The following is a 21,717-nucleotide window of genomic DNA, read 5'->3' on the forward strand; positions in this document are numbered from 1 at the left end:
CTGGATTCATCCGACGGCAGCCACTTGCCATCGTTCTGCTCCGTCGGTGGCGACAGTACGCCTCAACGTGAGCGTGTACGTCTGGTCCAAGGTGGTGTCACCGACCCCGTCCCAGGTGACGGCCGCGGTCGCCCGCCGCTCGTCGTCGTTGCCCGTGTAGACCTGCCAATCCTTGAGCTCGCCGAACCTGACCGCACCGTTCAGGCTACGGATGGTCGAGCCCGGCGCGGTCACCGCCGACACCTTGTTGTCCGACTCCGCATACGCGCCGAAGAACGCCTCCGCGTCCTTCTGCGTCGCCGCGGTCAGATCGTCGTCGGGAGCTCCGGCCGACGGCATGTTGTCAGGCAGCGCTGCCCGCACGTCCGGCACGAACGTCGGCGGTCCGCTGGCCACGACGCGGGCCGCGGTCCGGGCCACTGGGACCGACACGCGTTCCCAGACGACCGGTCCGGTCTTCCAGCCCTTGCCCAGCCGGGTGAACGTATGCACCCGGACCCGGACATCCACTACTGCGGTCAGACCGTTGGAGTCAGCTGTGACCTGTCCCGGGTAGGCGACATCAGCCGTTTGCTTACCGCGACCGTTCCACCCCGCGCGACTGTCCAGTCCGGCGGCCAGGTCGAGACCGACCTGGGCCGGGCGGGCGTCAGGGTTGTTCTCGTCCCAGGTGAGGTACGAGACGGCGTACCGCGTCGCGACCGCGCGCGACTCGTCGGCCGGGAAGCTGCTCTGCCCGCTGACGACGGTCTCCGGCGCCTTGTTCGGAGCGATCCACGAACGGATGCCGCTGATCGCTGCCAGCAGCAGCACGACGACCACGAGGCCGCGGAAGAATCGCCTGGCCCACGTGGAGAACGAGGACTCCGGCTCGGTCGACCACGGTGTCTGCCCAGGCTCCAGCACTTCGCGGGCCGGCCCCGGCGCGGCGTGTGCACCATGTGCGCCGTGCGGGGAACGCTGTTTCAAACGTTCGGGTGTACGGTGCGCGGGATCCTGTTGCGGCACGTCCGCAGGACGAGCTGCCGGCCGACGCGGCGGCGCCATCACGCCACCGGGCGGAGGCGGTGTCTGCTGCTGCGGAGCCGAATACTGCGCTGCTACGCCCTGCGCTTGCCGAGGGGTAGGTTGCACCGGGCCACCGGGGTGGGCCCACCACTCCGGCGCGGTGCTCTGCGGGCGTCCCTTGCCGGGCTTCTTAGTCCGGCGCTGGTCCGACCAGTGCTCACCTTTTGGCGGCAGATTCAGTACTGTGCGCCACCAACTCATCCCTACCCGCCCCTCAGACAGCAGTTACGCGGACAGTAGCCGGGAGGATACGGCAAGCAACCGTCCACTGGGAGACCTGAGCCCAGGATCCGGATGGTCCATCGCTCCCCGCAGCCATACTGTTACCCCGCTCGCGGGCAGTGTCACCCTCACCGTCACTATTACCGGCCAAGCGTGACACCTTCGGCACCGTCGTCATAGCTCCTCTCTCATGACCGTTCAGGTCGACCGGGCAGCGCACACCATGCCACACGCCGTGGACAGGTTTCGAATATCCGTGCGAACAACATGGTAAAGAATGCACCAACTGATCACAAAGAGTAACCGATGCGACGATCCGCCTGTGGAAAACTCTCCCGTGGCGAGGGGGTCAAATTAGCCTGTGGACAACCGCTTGCCGAAGAGGCTTCCGGGCATAGGGTCGGAGTGACCCTGCTACCCCGTGGAGGACCAGGATGGAAACTCGCCGACTGGGCAGACTCGGACTCCAGAGCTCGGTACTGATCTACGGCGCCGCGTCGCTCGGCGGAGTCGACCAGGACCGGGCGGATGCCTCGATCCAGGAAGCTCTGGATGCCGGTATCAATCATTTCGACGTCGCCGCCGACTACGGCGACGCCGAGCTGCGACTCGGGCCGCGGATGCCGGAGATCCGGGACCGCATCTTCCTCGCCACCAAGACCGGCCGCCGGACGGTCGAGGAGGCCTGGAGCGAGATCAACCGCTCGCTCGAGCGGCTGCAGACCGACCACGTGGATCTGATTCAGATGCACGCGGTCTGCGACATGGAGAACCTCGATCTCGTCACCGGCAAGGGCGGTTCGCTGGAAGCGGCCATCCGGGCCAAGGACGAAGGTATGGTCCGGGCGATCGGCATCACCGGTCACACCGAGCAGGCGCCGTCGGTGCACACCGAGGGCCTGCGCCGGTTCGATTTCGACAGCGTGCTCACCCCGTTGAACTACAAGCTCTCGACCGACCCGCAGTACGCAGCCGACTACGCCGGCCTGGTCGAGGCCGTGAAGGCGTCGGACGCAGCGCTGATGACTATCAAGATGATTGCCCGACGCAACTGGCAGGACGGCGAGGACAAGGCGTACGACACCTGGTACCGGCCGTTCGACGAACAGCGCTACATCACCGCCGCGACCGCCTGGCTGCTGAACGGTCATCCCGAGATCACCGGTCTCGCTACGGCGGGTGAGACCCGGCTGCTCAAGCAAATGATCGTTGCAGAGCGAGAGCGCGCCGACCTCACCCCCGAGGCAGCCGCGTCGATCCTCGGCGAAGTGCAGGACTACGCGTCACCGTTCGTGGACTCCATCTGACGGCGACGTGGCCCAGGTCACATACGAGACTCCGCATTCCGGTCAATGTCGTACGCCGTACGACATTGGCCGGCGTGCTCCGTCCGGGGGCCGGGAACAAGTCCGGGGCCGATCGATGTTGAGCTAGGCGTACTCATCTACTTTCGGAGGTCGTAGTGGCAACGGTCGAGCTGACCCAGGACAACTTCAACGAGGTGGTCGGTGGCGACGGTCTCGTGCTGGTGGATTTCTGGGCCGAGTGGTGTGGCCCGTGCAAGATGTTCGGGCCCGTTTTCGAGAAGTCGTCCGAGCAGCACGGTGACATCACCTTCGGCAAGGTCGACACCGAGGCTCAGGGCGAGCTGGCGCAGGCGTTCCAGATCTCGTCGATCCCCACGCTGATGGCGGTCCGTGACGGCGTCGTCCTGTACTCGCAGGCCGGTGCACTGCCGGCAGCGAGCCTGGAAGACCTGATCGGTCAGCTGCGCGCAGTGGACATGGAAGAGGTCAAGGCGCAGATCGCCGCCCATGAGGCGGAGCACGGCAGCGAGCCGCACACACACTGATCCAGCACACGCACTGAATCAATTGATTGACGGAATCCAGGGGCTCCGGTGGAGTTCCTGGATTTCGTTTGCCACCTCACGCCGGGCCGGCCCGTTCGCGATCTGAGGATTCGAATTGATGGCGGCGAGTAGCTCGCCCCGGTGGGTCTCCGACAGCTGACCCCAGCCGTTCCGGATCACTCTGAGCGCGTGGTACTGCTCGTTGCCGGTGAGCGAGGTGTTGATCGCCGTCAGCAGGACCTGGCTGTCCAGCAGCGAGGGGTCGCCTTCCATCAGGCCGAGCGCGAGGACGCGGACGATCGGTGAACCGGTGAAGAACAGGTCCCTGACCTCATCCTTGTCGAACTTCTCCACGGCGGAAGCGTTGGCGACACGTTGGACGATCCGATCGAGAATCTCGCCGCGGACCGCCTTCAGCTCGGGCCCGCGCAGCTCGGTGTAGATGGTCGCGTAGGCGTCGAGCTGCTTCTCCATGCCCAGAGCCCGCAGGGTGTCGGCGCTCTTGCGCGCGGTCGCGGCGATCTGACGGACGAGGTGTACTTCGAACTCGCCGAACTTCATGCGTCTGATCCGGTCGACGATCGACGGCATGATCACCAGCAGCAGCCCGGCCGCGAGGACGGTGATGAGCGCGCCCTCGCTGACACCGGTGAACAGGCCGACGAGCCCGGCGACGAGCAAGGCTCCGCCGATCAACAGGCAGAGGATCCGCGACGACACGTCCACTACCGGGCGTGCCCTGACGGTCCAGGCGGGCGGGGCATCCGGCGCGGAGCGAGCGGGCCGCACCGGCGGCCCGTACGGCATCGGCCCACCAGTCGGACCGGACGGCATCGGCGGCCCGGACGGGGTGTGGCGGGCGGATGGGGTTGGGTTCACGTCCGACATCGGGCAGGGCCTCCGTACGTCGTTGGCGCGTCCTGGTGATCGTGCCTGCGTCGTCAGCTATCAGCAAGAGATCAGGCGGGTATCCGTCGTCCGGCGCATCAGCGTGGAGGCGCCCACCTGATCCGTGAAGCCCCAGCGTCGGTAGAACGGGACGAGCTCGGGCTGGCAGACGAGCTCGAGGCTGCGGATGCCGGCGAGCTCGGATCGGTTGACCACCGCGTCCAGGAGCGCTGCGCCGAGACCCGAGCCGCGGCGCGACTCGTCGACGATCACGTCCAGCACGAGAGCGACGTGCGTGTAGTCGGTGAGGACGCGAGCGAAGCCGACCAGGCGGTCCGTCGGGCCGTGGATCAGGGCGACGATCACGTCCGAGTGCTCGACCAACCGGGCGACCTCATCGGGAGTACGGTCCGACATCCACCACGCCGTACGCATCAGGTCTGTCAGCTCCGGGATGCGGGACGGCGGCACCTCGGACCGGATCGTCAGCATCTAGAAGTCGCGGGAGCTCAGGACGCAGAACTCGTTGCCTTCCGGGTCGGCCAGGACGGTCCAGCTCGGCCCCTCGGGCTGGCCGACGTCGACACGCTTGGCGCCGAGGGCTTCCAGGCGGGCGATCTCGGCGTCGCGGTCCTGGCTGGTGTTCGGCGCGAAATCCAGATGCAGCCGGTTCTTCAGCGTCTTGCCCTCGGGCACCGGGACGAACACCATGCCGGGACCGATCCGCTCCCACGGGATGTCCTTGACGGTGTCCGGCTCGACCCAGCCGGGGACGTTCACACATTCGTCGTCGGTTTCGATGATCGTCTTCCAGCCGAAGGCCTCGGCCCACCAGGCCGCCTGCTTGCGGACGTCGTGGCAGTCGATCACAACCGTGTACCACCTGAGCACCATGGCAGGAACCTTCGCACAGCCCACCGACAGAAAACAGAAAAGAGCGGGCCCTGGGCAGGAGAAAGACGCCAGGGCCCGCTCTCGGGGCTGACCGGAGCAGCGACGTGGTGGCCGAGGTCGTGCGGGCAGATGAGGTGCTGCCCGAGGAGGGTCACCGAAGGGGCTGCTCGAGGAGACGGTCAGCGGGGACGGCGGGACCACGTCGTCGGGGTCCCGCCGGTTCGTCAGCGGAGTGGGTTGAACGGCCGCAGTTCCTCCGGCGCGCGCCCGGTGGTGATGGTCTCGGCCAGCAGCTGTCCGGTGATCGGGCCGAGGGTGATACCCCACATGCCGTGGCCGCCGGCGGCGAAGACTCGCGGCGACGCGGTCGCGCCGATCAGGGGCAGACCGTCCGGAGTACAAGGCCGCGGACCGACCCATTCGAACGTCCGGGCGTCCAGGTCGGCATCCCGCAGCAGCGGCCGGGCGGCCTCGACGATCGCGTTGATCCGGCGCGGGTCCAGCTTGGCCTCAGGCTTGCGGAACTCCATCATCCCCGCGACACGGAGCCGGTCGCCGAGCGGCGTGCAGGCGATCCGCTGCGTCGGGAAGTACACCGGGCCGGCCGGCACATGCGCCATCGGCACGCTGAAGCTGTACCCACGACCCGCCTGTACGACGGTCTTCACGCCGTACTGCCGTGCCAGATCGCCCAGCCACGCACCGGTCGCCATCACGACCGCATCGAACGGGTCGGTCTCGCCGTCGCCGGTGATCAGCCGGACGCCGCGGATCTCGTCGACGATGTCCTTCACGACCACGCCGTTGATGATCTGCCCGCCGCGAGCGATCACCGAGTCCGCGAGCAACTGGACATAAGCACCCGGGTTGATGAACCGCTGGCCGTGCAGCCGGATCGCGGCGCCGATCTCGTCGGACAGCGAGGGCTCGATCGCGCGGGCGTCGTCACCGCTGATCGCCTCGAACTCGATGCCCTGGCCGGCAGCGTGGATGTGCTCGATCTCCTCGAGCAGCACGCTGCGCTCCTCGACCGTCCGGTACGCGGCCAGGAACGACTTCGCCTCGTACGTCTGGGCCTCGACACCGGCCTTGGCCAGGAAGTCGAACGCGTCCAGCGCCTGACGGTTGATCGGGACCAGCGACTCCATCGCGGTCTTCCAGCGTCCGGCGGTGCTGTTGCGAGCGAAGCGGGTGAGGAACTTGAGGAGCCGCGGGCTCGCGGTCGGCGGGACATACACCGGTGAGGCAGGGCTCAGCACCGCACGGACGCCGTACTTGAGGACCGCTGGTTCCGGCAGCGGGGTGGCCAGGCCGGGCGTCAGCCAGCCGGCGTTGCCCCAGGACGCGCCCGCGGCGACACCTTCACGGTCGAGCACGGTCACCTCGACGCCGGCCTCCTGGAGGAACCAGGCGGTGGCCAGCCCGACCATGCCCGCGCCGACGACGGCAACGCGGTCGGGAACGATGTGCGGTACTGCGGAACCAGCTGTGGTCATGTATCGATGGTGCGGCCACCGCGAGCGGCTGTCATGGTGCGATCACACCATTGACGGGATCAATGACTGTGCTCATCGCACAATAACCTGCACAATGGCCTGGTGATCACCGCGCCTGACCTGATTGCCGCCGTCGGACCTGCCCTCTTCGAGATGGTGGTGACCGGCAAGGGCGACACTGAGGTGCGCGATGTGTTCCTGGCCGACCCTCAGGAGGCTGCGACCGGTCAGCCGGGCGATCTGGTGCTCGGACTCGGTCTCCGCGACGCAGAGGACGCTGTGGAGCTCGTGGAGCGCTGCGCGGCCAGCAGCGCGTCCGCAGTGGTTCTGCGTACGGCGCTCGCGCACGAGCCGACTGTGGTCACGGCAGCGGACAAGTCCGGCCTGACGCTGGTCGCACTGCAGCCGAGTGTCACGTGGGCGCATGTGGTCTGGCTGATGCGCGGCGTCATCGACCGTGCTGCAGCACCGGACTCCCCTGCTGCTGGCGACGCCGGCGTACACCAGGAGCTGTTCGCACTGGCTGACGCGGCCGCAGCGATCGTCGACGCGCCGGTGACCATCGAGGACAACCAGTCGCGGGTTCTGGCGTACTCCTCTGGTCAGGACTTCACTGACCCGACTCGCGTGTCCACCATCGTCGGGCGTCGGGTGCCGGCCGAGGTGATCGCGCATTTCCGCGCCCGTGGCATCTTCCGGCGGTTGGCGCGGTCCAGCGAGCCGTTCCTGGTGCCGGACGGTCCGAATGGGATCCGCCCGCGTCTCGTCGTACCGGTCCGGGCTGGTGGTGAGTGGCTGGGGTCTATCTGGGCTGTTGTCGACGGTCCGGTGAGTGATGCGGTCACTGCGGAGCTCAGCAACGCTGCATCCGTGCTGGCGTTGCACCTGTTGCGGCTGCGGGCGCAGGCCGACGTAGCGCGTCGGAGTGCGATCGATCGGCTGCGGACGATCCTGCGGCAGTTCTCGCCGGACAATCCGGTGGACGTACGGCTCCCGCGGCAGCCGTGGCGGGTGGTGGCGCTGGGGTCGCCGGACGGGTACGACGTACCGCAGCAGCTGGATCTGTGGGAGTCGACAGGTCGCCGGCACGGGTGGAGCGAGCCGCAGCTGGCTGACCTCGACGGGACAGTGCTGGCCGTGGTGACCGACACGGACGGGCCAGGGTCGTGGAACTGGTTGCAGAAGCTGGTGCAGGAGCAGGCGCCGGGGACGTACGCGGCTGCTGGTGGTCCGGCGCGCGGTCCGGCCGATCTGCCGAGCTCACGGGCCGAAGCGGTCGAGTTGCTCGGTCTGGTACGGCGGGGTGTCGCGCCGGGGCCGGTGTTGCGGGTGGAAGAGGCGTGGCACGTGCTGACCGTTCATCGAGCGGTCACGTCGCTTGATACCACCAAGCTGGATGGTCCGCTCGCGACTCTGCTGCGGCACGACATCGAGCACGACACCGGATACGTGGAAACGTTACAGGCGTGGCTGGATTATCCGGGTCAGCCGCAGCGGGCGGCGCGGGAGTTGCATCTGCACACGAACACGTTGCGGCATCGGATGAAGCGGATCGGGGAGATCGCGGAGTTGGACCTCTCGGATCCGCAGCAGCGGCTGGCTTTGCAGTTGCAGATCGCCGCGGTGCGTACGGAGCACTGAGATGTACGCCACAGCCCCATGTAACAAGGCTTCACATTCCGGCAACTGTTGGGCAACATCCGGCTGACAGAGTCTTCCTTGTCAGCCGGTCCGGCCTTTCACCAGGAGGCCGGAACGGCTCGGGTCCGAGCTTTTCACCAGGAAGCTCGGGCCACCCGTGGGCCCGGCGATTGTCTGAGCGATCGCCGGGCCTGCGGTATTTTCCGGGCTTACCGTTGCCTAGGACAACCGGTTGACGATGGTGCGGTAGACGCCGGGGAGCGCGGCCGCGGCCGGCACGATGTGCGGCGCGAGGAGTGGGCGGTTGCGGGCCCAGAGCAACGATGCGGTGAGCAGGCGGCACTCCCAGGAGACGCGGCGCCAGGCCGCTTCGTAGTCCTGCGGGCGGTCGGCGCGGATGCAGTCGACGAGTTCGGCCGAGGTGCGGAGGGCGACGGCGATGCCTTCGCCGGTGAGCGCGTCTACGTAGCCGGCGGCGTCGCCGACCAGGAGGACTCGGCCGGCGGTGCGGGCGTGGACGCGTTGGCGGAGCGGGCCGGCGCCCATCACTGCGCTGGCGGGCTGGGCGCCTTGCAGGCGGCGCTTCAGCGCGGGGAAGGCGTCGAGGTGCGAGTCGAACGTGCCACGCGCGGAGGTGAGCACGGCGACTCCGACCAGGTCGTCCGCGACCGGGGTGACGTAGGCCTCGCCGAGCCGAGACCAGTAGACCTCGACGAGGTCGGTCCACGGAGCAACCGCGAAGTGCTGCCGAAGACCGCGCCGCACGCCACCTGCGGCGCCGTACGGCGCGGGAGAAGAAGAGCGGAGGCCGAGCAGGCCCGCTGGTGGGCTGAGCGGGCCAGGGCTGGAGTCGGGCGAGACACCGCGTGGAGCCCACGGGCTCAGGCGGGAGTCGGGCGAGGCGACGCGTGGAACCCACGGGCTCAGGCGGGAGGTGAGGCGGGCGGCGGGTGTTGCCGGGTGGGATAGGCCTAGTTGGCGGCGGATGGGTGAGTGGAGGCCGTCGGCGGCGGCTAGGTAGTGGGCGGTGAGGTTGGCGGCGGTGACTGATGAGGGGTTCTGGGTGATGGGGCCGACTCGGGTCTGGATGACGGGGATGTTGAGGTCGGACAGGCGCTTCAGCAGCGCGGCCTGGAGGGTGGTGCGGCGTACGCCGAGGCCGGGGCCGGCGGTGAAGCGGGCGTCTACCTGGTGGGTGGCGTCGACGTAGCGGATTCCGTGGAACGGGCGGCCGGAAAGTTCCACGCCAAGGCGGGTGAGGTAGTCGACGGCGCTGTGGGCGATGCCCTCGCCGCATGCCTTGTCGATGGGTCCGGAGCGCGGCTCGACGACGACGACCGACAGGCCGGCGAGTGCAGCCCGGATCGCCGTCGCGCAGCCTGCCGGGCCGGCCCCGGCGACGAGCAGGTCCACGTCCGGCGTACCGGATCGCTGGACGTCGCCCGGCCAACGCGCGGAGCCTGGCCGAGGCGCGGGGCCTAGCCGACGCGCGGAGCCGGGCTGCGGCGCAGAGCCTGGATCCGGAGGCGGGTTCACTTCACCAGGGCGGAGTTGAGTGCGGTCTCCTCGGTGCGGATGCGGACGGCGAGCAGCGGGATGTTCAGCAGGGTGAAGACCAGCGCAGTGATCCACGCGGTGTGCACGAGCGGCAATGCGATCCCCTCCGCGACCACGGCCACGTAGTTAGGGTGCCGGATCCACCGGTACGGGCCGCCGGCAACCAACCGCAGCCCCGGTACGACGATCACGCGCGTGTTCCACTGGTGTCCGAGGACCGAGATGCACCACCACCGCAGCCCCTGCGCGAGCAGCACCACCGCCAGCATCGTCCACCCCAGCCACGGGATGAACGGCCGGTACCACGCCTCCACCAGGCACGCAGCCAGCAGCCCCGTGTGCAGCACGACCATGAACGGATAGTGCCCGCGCCCGGACTCCACCCCACCCTGCGCGAAGCTCCATTTCGCGTTCCGCAGCGACACGACCAGCTCGGCCACGCGCTCGCACGCGACCAGGATCACCAGGCCCAGATACCAGCCGTACATCACCACTCCATCAGCACGAGCTCGGAACAGAAACCAGGTCCCATCGCCAGCAGCACACCCGGACCCTCAGGAGAAGGATCCAGCTTGAGCGTGTCACCGAGCACATGCAGCACCGAGGACGACGACAAGTTGCCGACCGCATCCAGCGACGTCCAGGTCAGATCCAGCGCTCCCGGTCGGAGCTCCAGCGTCTCCGAGACCGCGTCCAGCACCTTCGGCCCACCCGGATGACTCACCCACGTACCGATATCCGGCACGGTCAGCCCGTGATCCTCGAGGAACCCCCGGACATCACCACCCAGGTACCGACGCACCACCTCCGGCACATCCGCCCCGAGCACGATCCGGAACCCGCCCGACCCGATGTCCCAGCCCATCACCCGCTCCGAGTCCGGATACAGCCGCGACCGCGTCGCCACCACCGAAGGCCCCGACGCGAGCGGATGCTCCGACCCCGTCAGCACGACCGCGGCCGCACCGTCCCCGAACAGCGCCCCACCCACCAGGTTCGGCAACGATGCGTCGTCCCGCTGCAACGTCAGCGAGCACAACTCCACCGACAGCAGTACGGCGACATGCGTCGGCCACGCCGTCAGGTAGTCGTGCAGCCGCGCGATCCCCGCCGCTCCCCCGACGCACCCGAGCCCGAACAACGGCAGCCGCTTCACGTCCTCCCGCAGCCCCAGCCGCATCGCCACCCGCGCATCGATCGACGGCGCCGCCACCCCGGTCACCGTCGTGAACATCAGTACGTCGACGTCGTTCAACGTCAGCCCGGCATCCTTCACCGCGCCCGCGACCGCCTCCGCACCGAGATCCACGGCCGTCGCGATCCACTCGTCGTTCGCCTCGCCGAAGTCCTTGAGTACGGCGTACCGCTCCAGCGGCAACGCGAGATGCCGGTACGACACCCCCGCGTTCGCATGCAGCCGCCGGAGCAGCGCCGAACTCCGCCCGTCCGGCAGACAGATCGACGCGAACGCCTCGGTCAGCTCCGACTGCGGATAGCGGTACGGCGGGAGCGCGGGCCGGACCGCTGCGATCCGCGTCATCGTGGCATCGTTACGTCGGTGAAGACCGTGAAAGGTCTGGCTCTTGCCTGCCACCCCGGGCCGACTGTCGCCGTGACCGCACTCGTCACGGCTGTCGCATGGTCGGCCGGGCGAAGTCCGGCCGGGTGTCTCCTCGTCGCAGCAACGATCCTCACCGGCCACCTCTCGATCGGCTGGAGCAATGACGCGATAGATGCCGCCCGCGACACCATTGTGAACCGCCGGGACAAGCCCGTGGTGCTCGGACTGGTGAGTCGCCGGACGCTCACGATCGGTGCCGGCATCATGCTGGTGGTCACGATCCCGGTCTCCCTTGCCAACGGACTCGCGGCCGGCCTGGTTCACCTGCTGTTCGTCGCCTGCGCCTGGGCGTACAACCTGGGCCTGAAGTCGACCGCGATCTCCTGGCTCCCGTACGCCGTCGCCTTCGGCGCGCTGCCGTCGTTCGTGACGCTCGGCACCGCGGACGTCTGGGCGCCGTGGTGGGCCACCGCGGCGGGCGCCCTTCTAGGGATCGGTGCCCATTTGGCAAACGTCGTACCCGATCTGGACGACGACCTCGCGACCGGCGTACGGGGCTGGCCGCAGCGGCTCGGGTCCTACGCCCGGCTGCTCGCCCCGCTCCCGCTGGCACTCGCGACCGGGCTGCTGGTGATCGCACCCGCCGGAGCGATCGGCATCGTCGGCTGGATCGCGCTCGCCGTTGTCGCCGCGCTGCTCGTCACGATCCTGCTGTGGCGCAACGCGCCGTTCCTGGTCACGATCGCCATCGCCGCGGTCAGCGTCATCACGCTGGTGTTGCGCGGTGACGCACTGATCTAGGCGGCGCCTGCGGATCGAGTACGGCGTCCGGCTTCAGCGGCGCGTTGCTGCCGAGGATCGCGGCCGTCAACGCCTCGGCCGGCTCCTTCGCGGCGCGCGGGTTGGTGATCAGCACCAGGTCGATCGGCGGCAGCTCCGGCAGCCCCGCGCTCGGCGGCGGCTCGACCAGGTCCGCGGGCATCAGCGACCGCGCGAAGATCGCGATCCCGAGACCGGCCCGGACAGCCGCGAGTACGCCGTTGACGCCGCGCACGATGCAGGTGATCCGGCAGGTACGACCGGCCTGCTCGAGCGACTGCACACCGAGCGACCGGCTCAGCGACGGCGCCTGGTACGCGACCAGCGGCACCGGGCCGTCCGGCGCGATCCTGGTCCCCGAGATGCCGGCCCAGACCAGCGGGTCACGGCGTACCAGCCGGCCGTTCGGTTCGTAGCCGCCGCCGACGCCGTGCTTCACGTACGCGAGGTCGAGGTGGCCGGACTCGACCCGCCGGAGCAGGTTCGGGCTCTGGGCAACGGTCAGCTCGAGGTCGATCCGCGGGTACAGCTGGCGGAAGTCACGCAGGATCTTGGGCAGCGGCGTGAGCGCAAGGTCGTCGGTCACGCCGAACCGCAACCGGCCGCGCAGCTCGGAGCCGGTGAAGTACCCGGCGGCCTCTTCGTGCGCGGCGAGGATGGTCCGGGCGAAGCCGGCCATCGCCTCGCCGTCGGCGGTCAGCGTGACCGTGCGGGTGTCCCGGACGAAGAGTGGTCGCCCGACGGCCATCTCGAGTTTGCGGACATGTTGGCTCACCGTGGGCTGCCGGATACCGAGCCGCTCGGCTGCCTGGGTGAAGCTCAGCGACTGCGCCACGGCCAGGAACGTCCGCAGCTGGTCCGGGTCGTACATCGATTCCCCCTTCATTACGTGACGCTATAAGACTAATAGGAGTAATTCGCTGGGGGAATCCAGTACCGAACCGTGAGGATGGACGTGTCCTCCCCTGACCAGTCCACACGCGTAGGGATCGCTCTTGACCACCCGGGCCACTTCCGGTTCTGTCCCGTCCACCGACTTCCATCTCCACCGCACCACCGACTCGACCCGACTCCGGGACACGCAGGCGCGCCGTCCCGGTTTCAAGGACACCTTCAGCGCGCTGCGGGTCCGCAACTTCCGCCTCCTGGTCAGCGGGCTGCTGGTCGTCTCGACCGGTGGCTGGATCCAGCGCATCGCGCAGGACTGGCTGGTGCTGACACTCACCGGCAGCGCCACCGCGGTCGGCATCACCACCGCGCTGCAGTTCACCCCCACCCTCCTGCTCGGTCTGTACGGCGGCGTCATCGCGGACCGCTTCCCGAAGCGGAAGGTGCTGCTCGCGACGCAGACGACGTTCGGATCGTGCGCCGCCGTGCTGGCAGTCGTCGGCTTCACCGGCCACGTCCAGGTGTGGCACGTCTACACGATGGCGTTCGTGCTCGGCCTGTCCACCGCGGTCGACAACCCGACCCGGCAGTCGTTCGTCACCGAACTCGTCCCACGCGACACCGTGCGGAACGCGATCAGCATGGTCTCGTCGACGTTCCAGCTCGGCAGCATGGCCGGACCGGCACTCGGCGGCGTACTGCTCGGCGTCCTCGGCACCCCGTGGGCATTCGCGATCAACGCGTGCACCTTCTTCGCCTCGATCAGTGCGCTGCTGCGGATGCGCGAGAGCGAGATGCACGGCGGCCACGCGGCCCGCAAGGCGAACGCCGGGATGCGGATCCGCGACGGACTGCGTGACGGCGTGCGGTACGCGTTCCACGAGCCGGCCGTCCGGTGGGCGATCGCGCTGGTCGGGATCTACGGCATGTTCACGATCAGCCTGCCGGTGACGCTGACCGCGTTCGCCGACCGGGTCTTCCACACCGGCGCATCGGGGTACGGCGTACTGAACTCCGTCGTCGCGGTCGGGGCGCTGTGCGGGGCGCTGCTCTCGGCCCGGCGGGTCCGGCCGACGCGGTTGCGCAACCTGATCGGCATCGCGTGCCTGCTCACGATCACCCAAGTACTGGCGGCGATCCAGCCGTCGCTGTGGACGTTCATCCCGGTGCTGGCGTCGATGGGGATGGCGACCCTGATGTTCCTGACCGCGGCCCAGTCGATGGTCCAGTTGACCACTCCGGACGGCCTGCGCGGCCGGGTCTCCGGGATCTACAACCTGGTCTTCATCGGGGGCGGCGCGATCGGCGGGCCGACGGTCGGGTTCCTCGCACAGCACTTCGGGGCGCGGTCGGCGCTGCTCCTCGCCGGGCTGATCCCATCGATCGCGACGATCGCGATCGGTCTGCGGCTGCGGCGGGACGGGCAGTTCCGGCTCGTCCTCGTGCGCACCCGGTCCCCGTGGCACCAGGTCCCGATCCGGCTCAACCTCCAGCAGACCGAGATCATGTTGTCTGCCCCGTCGAGCACGCCCATCACCCGGACGTCGCGCCCGTTCATCCTGGGTCGCCGTCAGCACGCCCGGATGGACTCGCACCTGCGTCCGAGCCGGGCACGCCGCCGGCCACAACACCACTGAGCTCCTGGGGCAGGTCCGAGCTGCTGCCTTCAACTCGGACCTGCCCTGGGCATCTGTCTACGGAGCGGTGATCACGCCGACCGGCGGAACCGAGACGGTGCGGTGGTGCTTGGTGCCGCCCAGGATCACCTTGCGCAGGGCAACGTTGTTCTTCGTGTTCGACTCGTACAGGCGGTTCTCCGGGTTCGCGCTCACCTGGACGTAGTACGTGCCGTTGGCAAGGTTGGTGATGTCGAAGGACTGCCCGGGCAACGACTGCTCGTACGTGTCACCGTTGCCGACGTCGAGGACCTCACGCACCGACAACGAGCCGTGATCGCCGCAGGCGGTGTGCAGGTCGGTGTTGTACGGGTGCCAGTTGGCGTTCTTCACCGTGTAGTCGATGGCATCCGTCGCGGCCAGGCAGAACGCTTCCTTCTGGCTCCGGACCACCTCGGTCTGCTTCGAGTTCAGCAGGCTGTAGCGGGCGAAGTCGGTGAAGTGCCAGTGGTTGTGTCCGGGCCGTCCGTCCCACTCGAGCGTCCCGGTGTTCTGGTACCCGACCTCCTTGCCGTGCGTGTCGTAGAAGTACTGGTACGCGTCCATCAGGTCCTTGCCCTGCCGCCGGAACCCGTCCAGCACCAGCGGCGACGGGCCTGCGTTCCACACGGTCGCCGAGAACTGCAGGAAGTCCTTGGCCGCGTCCGGCGTACCCTCGTCGCCCGGCGCCGCCACGATCCCCCAGGCCGGCACCGCTCGCAGGTCAGGCTTCGGCCCCTTCGGTACGGACGCCTTCGCGGTCGGACGGGCCGTGTGAGGCTTCAGCGCCACCGAGCTCGCTGCCGCCTTCCGGTCGCCCGACGCGTCACCCTTCTGGATCGTCACGTTGAGCTTCACCGATGCATCCGCCGCCGGGATCTTGAAGAAGTCCCGGTAGCCCTTGTTGACCGTGACAACGGCCTTGTATTTGCCGTTGGCAAGCTTCACCGGATCGCCGCCGCCGTACGTCCGTGACGACCATCCCGTCTGCACACCCCACACCGCGCCCTGGGTGAACGGGTTCGCCGCACAGCCGTCCGGGTACGGCGAGGTCGCGGGCGCGTCCGGCCGGGTCCGGGACCCTTCGCCGTTCAGACACAGCGCCTGGTCCTTGTCGAGCACCTTCTTGCCCGCGGCATCGGTGAGCGTGATGTGCAGGAACTTCCCCAGGCCGGCGAAATCCGTGACGAGCCCCTTCGGCAACTGCCGGGTCGCCTTGCCGTTGACGTACTGCGTCGCGACCACCGGTGAGCTGTACGACGCGCGCGTGGCCCGCACCTCGATCGGTGCGTTCCCGGCCACCACATGCGTACCGAGATCGAGGTCGACCCCGTAGTCCTCGACGTTCTCCAACGTCACATCGGTGCTACCGGCAACCAGTTTCATGGCCGGTCGAGCGACTTGAGTGCTCGCCGACGCACCGGCCGCCGCGAGCGCGACCAGACCGGCCGCACCGGCCACGGCGATCGCCGCATGGCCGAGTTTTCGTGCCTTCACGATGATGGAACCCCCTCTTGCACCCGGCCGGCGTCCTCACGAGGCCGGCCTGTTGCTGGTACGACGACCGAGCCGCAGAGCGAAGTTGATCAAGGTTCCATGGCAGTCGTGTCACAGGAAGTCACCGGCGCTGAATACTTGACTGTGTAAATTAAGCCGACCTAGGCTCGGCCGCGTCCGCTCACTCCTCCCCCGGAGGAACATCGCATGTCCTTGAGACGCCCCACTCTGACCGTGCTGGCTGCCATCGCCCTGGTGTCGACGGCAGCCGCAACCGCCCCCGCCGATGCGATCGAGGCGAAGAAGCCGACTCCCGCCACCTATCCGCAGGTCGCAGCCAAGCCGTACATGGGCTGGAGCAGCTGGAGCCTGCAGTCGACCAACTATCCGGGCGTGAACCCCGACGGCCCCGGCAGCTTCATCAGCGAGAAGAACATCCTCACCCAGGCGAACGCGCTGGCCACCAAGCTCAAGCCGTACGGCTACGAGTACATCAACGTCGACGCCGGCTGGCAGGACGGCGGTGACGAGTACGGCCGCCCGGTCGCGATGGCGAAGCGCTTCCCGCGCGGGATGAAGGCGGTCGGCGACGACATCCACAAGCTCGGGCTGAAGTTCGGCATCTACACGACCGTCGGTCTCGGCACGGACGTCTACCGCGACGGCAACACGCCGATCTACGACGCGCCCGGGTGTTTCACCCGCGACATCGTCTACCCCGACCTGCGCAAGACGAACGGCTGGGACGCGGCGTACAAGATCAACTACGAGAGCCCGTGTGCGCAGAAGTACGCGGACTCGATCGCCAAGCTGTTCGCGTCCTGGGGCGTCGACTTCATCAAGATGGACGGCGTCGGACCCGGCTCTTGGAAGGGCGCGCCCGACGACCCCAACCACAACAACACCGAGGACATCGAGGCGTGGTGGCGCGCAGTACAGAACGCCGGCCGGCCGATGCAGTACACGCTGTCCTGGTCGCTCAGCCATCGGTACGCCGACGTGTGGAAGCAGAACTCGAACGGCTGGCGGATCGACACCGACGTCGAGTGCTACTGCGACACGATCGTCAAGTGGGACAGCTCGGTGAAGGCGCGCTGGTGGGACCTTCCGCAGTGGATCGACGACGCCGGTCCGGGGCACTGGAACAACCTGGACGCGCTCAACGTCGGTGTCGGCGCGATGGACGGCCTGACGGATGCCGAACGCCAGAGCTACATGACGTTCTGGGCGATCAACTCGGCGCCGCTGTTCGCCGGTGACGACCTGACCAAGCTCGACGCGTACGGCCTCAAGCTGCTGACGAACCGCGAGGTCATCGCGATCGATCAGTCCGGCAACCCGGCCCGTCCGCTGAACCAGGACCAGTTGCAGCAGGTCTGGTATGCACAGAACAAGGACGGCAGTACGACGGTCGCGCTGTTCAACCTGGCCGACGCCCCCGCCACGGTGACCGGCAACTTCGCTCAGCTCGGGATCGACGGCAAGGCCACGGTCCGCGACATCTGGGCGAACCAGAACACGCGCAACGTGTCCGGCGCTGTCAGCGCCCAGCTTCCGGCGCATGGGTCGAAGTTGTACAAGATCACCCCGAACGGCAACGGAGCGATCCCGGCCGATCTGACCGCGACCGACGTGAGCCGGACGACGGTGTCGCTGAACTGGCGGCCGAGCGCCGGTTCCTCGTCGTACAAGGTGTTTGCCAATGGCAAGCAGGTGGCGACCAGCTCGGGTACGAATGTTGTGGTGAGCGGGCTGTTGCCGCAAACGCAGTACACCTTCACTGTGCAGGGTTCGAAGGGTGCGGCGAGTGCGCCGGTGACGATGTTCACCGCGAAGATCGGCGGGCCGGTGCGGTACGAGGCCGAGGCGTCGAGCAGCACATTGACCGGTGACGCGGGCGTCTCGGGATGCTCGCTGTGCTCGGGTGCATCGAAGATCGGCAACATCGGCTACGGGTCGACGGTGACGCTGAACAACATCACCGTGCCGACGACCGGGACGTACCTGGTCAAGATCGCCTACACCGACGGTGACACCAGCCGGCAGAGCATGCTCACGGTCAACGGCGCCGACAACTACTGGGCCAACTACAGCGGTCTCGGCGACAACGACTGGGGTACGCCGCAGGTGACGTACCTGCCGATGAAGCTGACCGCCGGGGCGAACTCGATCAAGGTCAGCAACCCGAACGGCTACATCGCCGATATCGACTGGATCACCGTCTGATCCGGTCCACCGAGCCGCGGGGCCGGCACCACCAGGGCCGGCCCCGCGCTTTACTGGACCAATGAGCGCCTACCCCGAACCCCTGATCCCGCCTGGCGGTACCGCACCGGTCCCGCGGCGGATCCGCGCGATGCTCGACGACCGCGTCGTCCTCGACACGACGGACGCGATCTACCTGTGGGAGTTCCCGCCGTACCCGCAGTACTACATCCCGGTCGGGGACGTGGCCGACGGAGTACTGACCGACACCGGCGAGACGAAGTCCTTCCAGCACGGGGTCGCGCGCGTGCACACGGCCGGTTCGGGCCACGCCTGGGTGTACGACGACGGCGTCGCAAAGGACCGCGTCCGGTTCCAATGGGACGCACTCGACCGGTGGTTCGAGGAAGACGAGGAAGTCTTCGTCCACCCCCGCAACCCGTACTCCCGCGTCGACGCGATCAACTCAACCCGCCGCGTTGAGGTGGCGGTGGAGGGCATCGTGCTGGCCGACTCGAGCTCGACCGTCATCGTCTTCGAGACCGGCCTACCGCCGCGCTACTACTTCCCGAAGACGGACGTCCACCTAGAGCACCTGACCCCGTCGGAGACCGTCACCGCCTGCCCGTACAAGGGCCGCACGTCGGAGTACTGGTCGGTCCCCTCGGTCCCCGACGTCGCCTGGTCCTACGACTTCCCCACAGCACCCCTGCTACCGATAACCGGGCACGTTGCCTTCTTCAACGAGAACGTCGACCTCACGATCGACGGCGCACGTCAGGACCGCCCGATCACCCCGTTCTCGAACCCAGCAGCTCGACCGACCGACGGAGCCGTGCGGTGATCAGATGCCTGCGGTGGTGGCGCCGTCCATGGTGATGATTGAGGCGGTGACGTAGCTGGCCAGTGGGGAGGCCAGGAAGACGGCGACGTTGGCGACCTCTTCGGGTTCGCCGAAGCGGCCCATCGGGACGTCGCGGACCATCTCGGCGAGCAGCTCGTCCTTCGACTTGCCGGTCGCGCGGACCGCGGCCTCGAGGCCCTCGTCGACGCGGTTGGTGCGGGTCGTTCCCGGGTTGATCACGTTGACCCGGACGCCCTGCGCGGCGTACGCCTTCGCATAGCCGACCGACGCGAGCATCAGCGCCGCGTTGGCCGCGCCGCCGCCGATGTGCAACGGGTTCGCCGCGCGGCCGCCCTGGCCGACGACGTTCACGACCGCGCCGCTGCCGCGCTCGGCCATGCCGCGGATGACGGCCTCGGTCGCGTGCATGTACGTGAAGTACTTCGCCTCCATCGCCGCATGCAGCGCCTTGCTGTCCAGCTCATCCACCGGAGTACGCCGGGCCGCGCCCGCGCAGTTGATCAGGATGTCCGGTACGCCGATCCGCTCGAAGACCGCCTTCGTCGCGTCCGGGTCGGTCAGGTCGACCGCTTCCACCGCGAACGTCAGATCCGGGAACTGCTCCTGCGCCTTGGCCAGATTGGCGGGATCACGCGAGATGCCCGTCACCGTCGCGCCCTCACGCGCAAGCGCCTCGACGCAGGCAAGCCCGATGCCCTTGCTGGCCCCGGTGACGACCGCGGTCTTCCCGGTCAGTTGCAGATCCACGTGACTCCTCAGAGGTTGGCGTCGTACTCCGTGCGCGCTGCGGCGATCTCGTCCATGTGGTCGTAGGCCCAGGTGCGCATCGTCGCGACGGCCGCGGCCAGGCTCAGGCCGAGCGGCGTCAGCGTATAGCTGACCGTCACCGGAACAGTAGGAACAACGTCACGCCGTACGACACCGTCGCGCTCGAGGTGCCGCAGCGTCTGGGTGAGCATCTTCTGGGTGATGCCCTCGATGATCGACTTGAGCTGCCCGGAGCGCAGTGTGCCGCCCTTCTCGAGCGTGCTGATCACCAGCATCGTCCAGGTGTCGCCGATCCGGCCCAGCACCTGACGTGTCGGGCAGGCGCCTTTGGTGGCGTCCCACTTGCCTCTGACCTGGTCGGTATCCATTTGGTGCCTATAGCAGTAGTAAGTGCTGTCTTCCGGCCGCCACGATCCCGCTCGTAGCGTCGTTGCCGAGTCTAGTTGAAGGAGCGGAACGGCAATGAGAGCAGTGGTTCCGGTGGACACCGGCGCGGTCGAGCTGGCCGAGGTCGACGAGGTCCGGCCCGGCGCGGACGACATGGTGATCGAGGTCGCGGCGTACTCGATCAACCGCGGCGAGACGTTCCAGTTGGAGCGGCCGCGGGACGGTTGGAGACCGGGCAAGGACGTCGCCGGCCGGGTGGTCGAGGCAGCTCCCGACGGTCCGCCCGTCGGCAGCCGAGTGGTCGCGCATCTGCCGCACTCCGGCTGGGCCGAGCGCGTCGTCGCGCCGGCCACGCAGGTCGCAGTACTGCCGGACAACATCTCGTTCGAGCAGGCCGCCGCGCTTCCGCTCGCGGGGCTGACGGCGCTGCGGTTGCTGCGTACGGCGGGCAGCGTGATCGGCCGCCGGATCCTGCTGACCGGCGCGTCCGGCGGAGTCGGCCACTACTTCACCGAACTCGCCGCCGGGGCCGGCGCTGAGGTCACGGCCGTCGTCTCCTCCCCGGCCCGCGGCGCGCGGCTGCTCGAGCTCGGCGCCGAGGACCTCGTGTACGACGTCGCCGACGCGCGCGGGCCGTTCGACGTCGTACTCGAGTCCGTCGGCGGCGAGAGCCTGCCGGTCGCGTTGACCAAGCTGATTCCTAGCGGCGACCTGATCTGGTTCGGGGAGGCCAGTCGGCAGCCGGTGACGCTCGACTTCTTCGACTTCTTCACCGGCCCCGAGGCCGCGCGGATCCGGCATTTCCACTACGTCCACGGACCCGATGACCAGGACCTCGCGACGCTCGTCCGGCTGGTCGCAGCGGACCGGCTGCATCCGGAGCTCGGACGGATCGAGGACTGGTCGCGGACCGACGCCGTACTCGACGACCTGCGCAACCGCCGCATCCGCGGCAACGCCGTACTCACACTGCACAAGGAGGCACCACGAATGAACGACCCGAAGACCGTTGTGACCCGGTACGTCGAGGCTGTGGCGGCAGGTGATCTGCCGACGATCCGGGCAAGCTTCGCACCGGACGTGGTCTGGACCTACCCGGGTGATCTGCCACTGTCCGGCGACTGGAAGGGCCGGGACATGGTCGTGGACGAGTTCCTCGGCGCGGCCGCCGGCAACCTCTTCGCTCCCGGTACGCCGGTGACGATCGAACTGGTGAACGTGATCGCGGACGGCGAGCAGGTGTTCGCCGAATGGACCGCGCAGGCAACGGCTCGCGCCGGTGGTGCCTACAGCAACAAATGTGGAGGAGTCTTCACTGTTCGGGACGGGCTGATCGTCTCGGTCCGCGAGTACCTGGACACCGACCACGCGCGCCAGGTGCTGTTCTGAGCAATTGCCGCTGGTGTGGGCTTGAACGGGTAAGTACAGTGGGTAACCAGATCGACACTCTTTGT

At 68.2% G+C, this 21,717-nt stretch carries 20 protein-coding genes; 8 read left to right on the top strand and 12 right to left on the bottom strand.

The annotated features are described in order from the left end of the window. Positions 1 to 6: 6 nt before the first annotated feature. Positions 7 to 969 carry a hypothetical protein gene (locus ACFWUU_RS02730; protein WP_380172112.1) on the bottom strand — a complete coding sequence of 321 codons (963 nt, stop codon included), beginning with the start codon at positions 967 to 969 and terminating at the stop codon, positions 7 to 9. A 755-nt stretch (positions 970 to 1,724) separates the two neighbouring features. Here ACFWUU_RS02730 and ACFWUU_RS02735 point away from each other — a divergent pair. Together ACFWUU_RS02735 and trxA are read left to right on the top strand one after the other, a co-directional pair. Further along, positions 1,725 to 2,597 carry an aldo/keto reductase gene (locus ACFWUU_RS02735; protein ID WP_380172114.1) on the top strand — a complete coding sequence of 291 codons (873 nt, stop codon included), beginning with the start codon at positions 1,725 to 1,727 and terminating at the stop codon, positions 2,595 to 2,597. Positions 2,598 to 2,752: 155 nt separating this feature from the next. Then, positions 2,753 to 3,142 (top strand): thioredoxin, encoded by a 390-nt coding sequence (gene trxA / locus ACFWUU_RS02740; protein WP_137253991.1) that lies wholly within the window; start codon positions 2,753 to 2,755, stop codon positions 3,140 to 3,142. Positions 3,143 to 3,160: 18 nt separating this feature from the next. Here trxA and ACFWUU_RS02745 read toward each other — a convergent pair whose 3' ends face one another. The 4 genes from ACFWUU_RS02745 to ACFWUU_RS02760 all read right to left on the bottom strand — a co-directional run bounded on the left by ACFWUU_RS02745 (position 3,161) and on the right by ACFWUU_RS02760 (position 6,420). Then, complete coding sequence (locus ACFWUU_RS02745; protein ID WP_380172116.1) at positions 3,161 to 4,030, bottom strand: hypothetical protein; 870 nt, start codon at positions 4,028 to 4,030, stop codon at positions 3,161 to 3,163. A 60-nt stretch (positions 4,031 to 4,090) separates the two neighbouring features. Beyond that, entirely contained in the window at positions 4,091 to 4,522 is a 432-nt protein-coding gene (locus tag ACFWUU_RS02750) for a GNAT family N-acetyltransferase (RefSeq protein WP_380172118.1), read from the bottom strand. After that, complete coding sequence (locus ACFWUU_RS02755; protein WP_137253988.1) at positions 4,523 to 4,924, bottom strand: VOC family protein; 402 nt, start codon at positions 4,922 to 4,924, stop codon at positions 4,523 to 4,525. Between the two features lie 224 nt (positions 4,925 to 5,148). After that, positions 5,149 to 6,420: an NAD(P)/FAD-dependent oxidoreductase gene (locus tag ACFWUU_RS02760; protein ID WP_380172120.1), complete on the bottom strand. Its 1,272-nt coding sequence runs from the start codon at positions 6,418 to 6,420 to the stop codon at positions 5,149 to 5,151. Positions 6,421 to 6,522: 102 nt separating this feature from the next. On the opposite strand from ACFWUU_RS02760, the gene ACFWUU_RS02765 reads away from it, so the two are divergent. Beyond that, positions 6,523 to 8,061 (top strand): PucR family transcriptional regulator, encoded by a 1,539-nt coding sequence (locus tag ACFWUU_RS02765; protein WP_380172122.1) that lies wholly within the window; start codon positions 6,523 to 6,525, stop codon positions 8,059 to 8,061. A 219-nt stretch (positions 8,062 to 8,280) separates the two neighbouring features. Here ACFWUU_RS02765 and ACFWUU_RS02770 read toward each other — a convergent pair whose 3' ends face one another. The 3 genes from ACFWUU_RS02770 to ACFWUU_RS02780 all read right to left on the bottom strand — a co-directional run bounded on the left by ACFWUU_RS02770 (position 8,281) and on the right by ACFWUU_RS02780 (position 11,158). Beyond that, complete coding sequence (locus ACFWUU_RS02770) at positions 8,281 to 9,474, bottom strand: NAD(P)/FAD-dependent oxidoreductase (protein ID WP_380172124.1); 1,194 nt, start codon at positions 9,472 to 9,474, stop codon at positions 8,281 to 8,283. A gap of 119 nt (positions 9,475 to 9,593) precedes the next feature. Beyond that, positions 9,594 to 10,106 carry an isoprenylcysteine carboxyl methyltransferase family protein gene (locus ACFWUU_RS02775; RefSeq protein WP_380172126.1) on the bottom strand — a complete coding sequence of 171 codons (513 nt, stop codon included), beginning with the start codon at positions 10,104 to 10,106 and terminating at the stop codon, positions 9,594 to 9,596. Further along, entirely contained in the window at positions 10,106 to 11,158 is a 1,053-nt protein-coding gene (locus tag ACFWUU_RS02780; protein WP_380172128.1) for a type III polyketide synthase, read from the bottom strand. The genes ACFWUU_RS02775 and ACFWUU_RS02780 overlap by 1 nt, the downstream gene beginning before the upstream one ends. 18 nt (positions 11,159 to 11,176) lie before the next feature. Between ACFWUU_RS02780 and ACFWUU_RS02785 the strand changes: the two genes are divergently transcribed. Beyond that, positions 11,177 to 11,980 (top strand): UbiA family prenyltransferase, encoded by an 804-nt coding sequence (locus tag ACFWUU_RS02785; protein ID WP_233714648.1) that lies wholly within the window; start codon positions 11,177 to 11,179, stop codon positions 11,978 to 11,980. Here ACFWUU_RS02785 and ACFWUU_RS02790 read toward each other — a convergent pair. After that, entirely contained in the window at positions 11,946 to 12,884 is a 939-nt protein-coding gene (locus ACFWUU_RS02790) for a LysR substrate-binding domain-containing protein (RefSeq protein WP_233714647.1), read from the bottom strand. The two genes, ACFWUU_RS02785 and ACFWUU_RS02790, sit on opposite strands and share 35 nt — an antisense overlap. Positions 12,885 to 12,993: 109 nt before the next feature. Here ACFWUU_RS02790 and ACFWUU_RS02795 point away from each other — a divergent pair, with 109 nt between their 5' ends. After that, entirely contained in the window at positions 12,994 to 14,523 is a 1,530-nt protein-coding gene (locus tag ACFWUU_RS02795; protein WP_380172130.1) for an MFS transporter, read from the top strand. Positions 14,524 to 14,580: 57 nt separating this feature from the next. Here ACFWUU_RS02795 and ACFWUU_RS02800 read toward each other — a convergent pair whose 3' ends face one another. Next, positions 14,581 to 16,038: a lysyl oxidase family protein gene (locus ACFWUU_RS02800; protein ID WP_380172132.1), complete on the bottom strand. Its 1,458-nt coding sequence runs from the start codon at positions 16,036 to 16,038 to the stop codon at positions 14,581 to 14,583. Positions 16,039 to 16,245: 207 nt separating this feature from the next. Here ACFWUU_RS02800 and ACFWUU_RS02805 point away from each other — a divergent pair, with 207 nt between their 5' ends. Both ACFWUU_RS02805 and ACFWUU_RS02810 read left to right on the top strand, forming a co-directional pair. Then, a complete protein-coding gene (locus tag ACFWUU_RS02805; RefSeq protein WP_380172134.1) occupies positions 16,246 to 18,264 on the top strand; it encodes a fibronectin type III domain-containing protein in 2,019 nt (672 codons plus the stop codon). 61 nt (positions 18,265 to 18,325) lie between these two features. Next, positions 18,326 to 19,087 (top strand): DUF427 domain-containing protein, encoded by a 762-nt coding sequence (locus ACFWUU_RS02810; RefSeq protein WP_380172136.1) that lies wholly within the window; start codon positions 18,326 to 18,328, stop codon positions 19,085 to 19,087. Here the strand turns inward: ACFWUU_RS02810 and ACFWUU_RS02815 are convergent, their stop codons facing one another. After that, positions 19,088 to 19,855: an SDR family NAD(P)-dependent oxidoreductase gene (locus tag ACFWUU_RS02815; RefSeq protein ID WP_380172138.1), complete on the bottom strand. Its 768-nt coding sequence runs from the start codon at positions 19,853 to 19,855 to the stop codon at positions 19,088 to 19,090. It abuts the gene before it with no gap. 8 nt (positions 19,856 to 19,863) lie between these two features. Then, complete coding sequence (locus tag ACFWUU_RS02820; protein WP_371401088.1) at positions 19,864 to 20,244, bottom strand: winged helix-turn-helix transcriptional regulator; 381 nt, start codon at positions 20,242 to 20,244, stop codon at positions 19,864 to 19,866. A gap of 94 nt (positions 20,245 to 20,338) precedes the next feature. Between ACFWUU_RS02820 and ACFWUU_RS02825 the strand changes: the two genes are divergently transcribed. Further along, positions 20,339 to 21,652 (top strand): nuclear transport factor 2 family protein, encoded by a 1,314-nt coding sequence (locus tag ACFWUU_RS02825; RefSeq protein WP_380172140.1) that lies wholly within the window; start codon positions 20,339 to 20,341, stop codon positions 21,650 to 21,652. The last annotated feature ends 65 nt before the right edge of the window (positions 21,653 to 21,717 follow it).

Origin of the sequence: Kribbella sp. NPDC058693, from assembly GCF_042715335.1 — a bacterium.
Taxonomy (GTDB): Bacteria; Actinomycetota; Actinomycetes; order Propionibacteriales; family Kribbellaceae; genus Kribbella; species Kribbella jiaozuonensis.

What these genes read in the sequence shown, in the direction of transcription:
- ACFWUU_RS02735 (WP_380172114.1), top strand. Translation starts at nt 1,725, where the DNA reads ATGGAAACTCGCCGACTGGGCAGACTCGGACTCCAGAGCTCGGTACTG.
- ACFWUU_RS02745 (WP_380172116.1), bottom strand. Translation starts at nt 4,030, where the DNA reads ATGTCGGACGTGAACCCAACCCCATCCGCCCGCCACACCCCGTCCGGG.
- ACFWUU_RS02750 (WP_380172118.1), bottom strand. Translation starts at nt 4,522, where the DNA reads ATGCTGACGATCCGGTCCGAGGTGCCGCCGTCCCGCATCCCGGAGCTG.
- ACFWUU_RS02755 (WP_137253988.1), bottom strand. Translation starts at nt 4,924, where the DNA reads ATGGTGCTCAGGTGGTACACGGTTGTGATCGACTGCCACGACGTCCGC.
- ACFWUU_RS02760 (WP_380172120.1), bottom strand. Translation starts at nt 6,420, where the DNA reads ATGACCACAGCTGGTTCCGCAGTACCGCACATCGTTCCCGACCGCGTT.
- ACFWUU_RS02775 (WP_380172126.1), bottom strand. Translation starts at nt 10,106, where the DNA reads ATGTACGGCTGGTATCTGGGCCTGGTGATCCTGGTCGCGTGCGAGCGC.
- ACFWUU_RS02780 (WP_380172128.1), bottom strand. Translation starts at nt 11,158, where the DNA reads ATGACGCGGATCGCAGCGGTCCGGCCCGCGCTCCCGCCGTACCGCTAT.
- ACFWUU_RS02790 (WP_233714647.1), bottom strand. Translation starts at nt 12,884, where the DNA reads ATGAAGGGGGAATCGATGTACGACCCGGACCAGCTGCGGACGTTCCTG.
- ACFWUU_RS02805 (WP_380172134.1), top strand. Translation starts at nt 16,246, where the DNA reads ATGTCCTTGAGACGCCCCACTCTGACCGTGCTGGCTGCCATCGCCCTG.
- ACFWUU_RS02810 (WP_380172136.1), top strand. Translation starts at nt 18,326, where the DNA reads ATGAGCGCCTACCCCGAACCCCTGATCCCGCCTGGCGGTACCGCACCG.
- ACFWUU_RS02820 (WP_371401088.1), bottom strand. Translation starts at nt 20,244, where the DNA reads ATGGATACCGACCAGGTCAGAGGCAAGTGGGACGCCACCAAAGGCGCC.
- ACFWUU_RS02825 (WP_380172140.1), top strand. Translation starts at nt 20,339, where the DNA reads ATGAGAGCAGTGGTTCCGGTGGACACCGGCGCGGTCGAGCTGGCCGAG.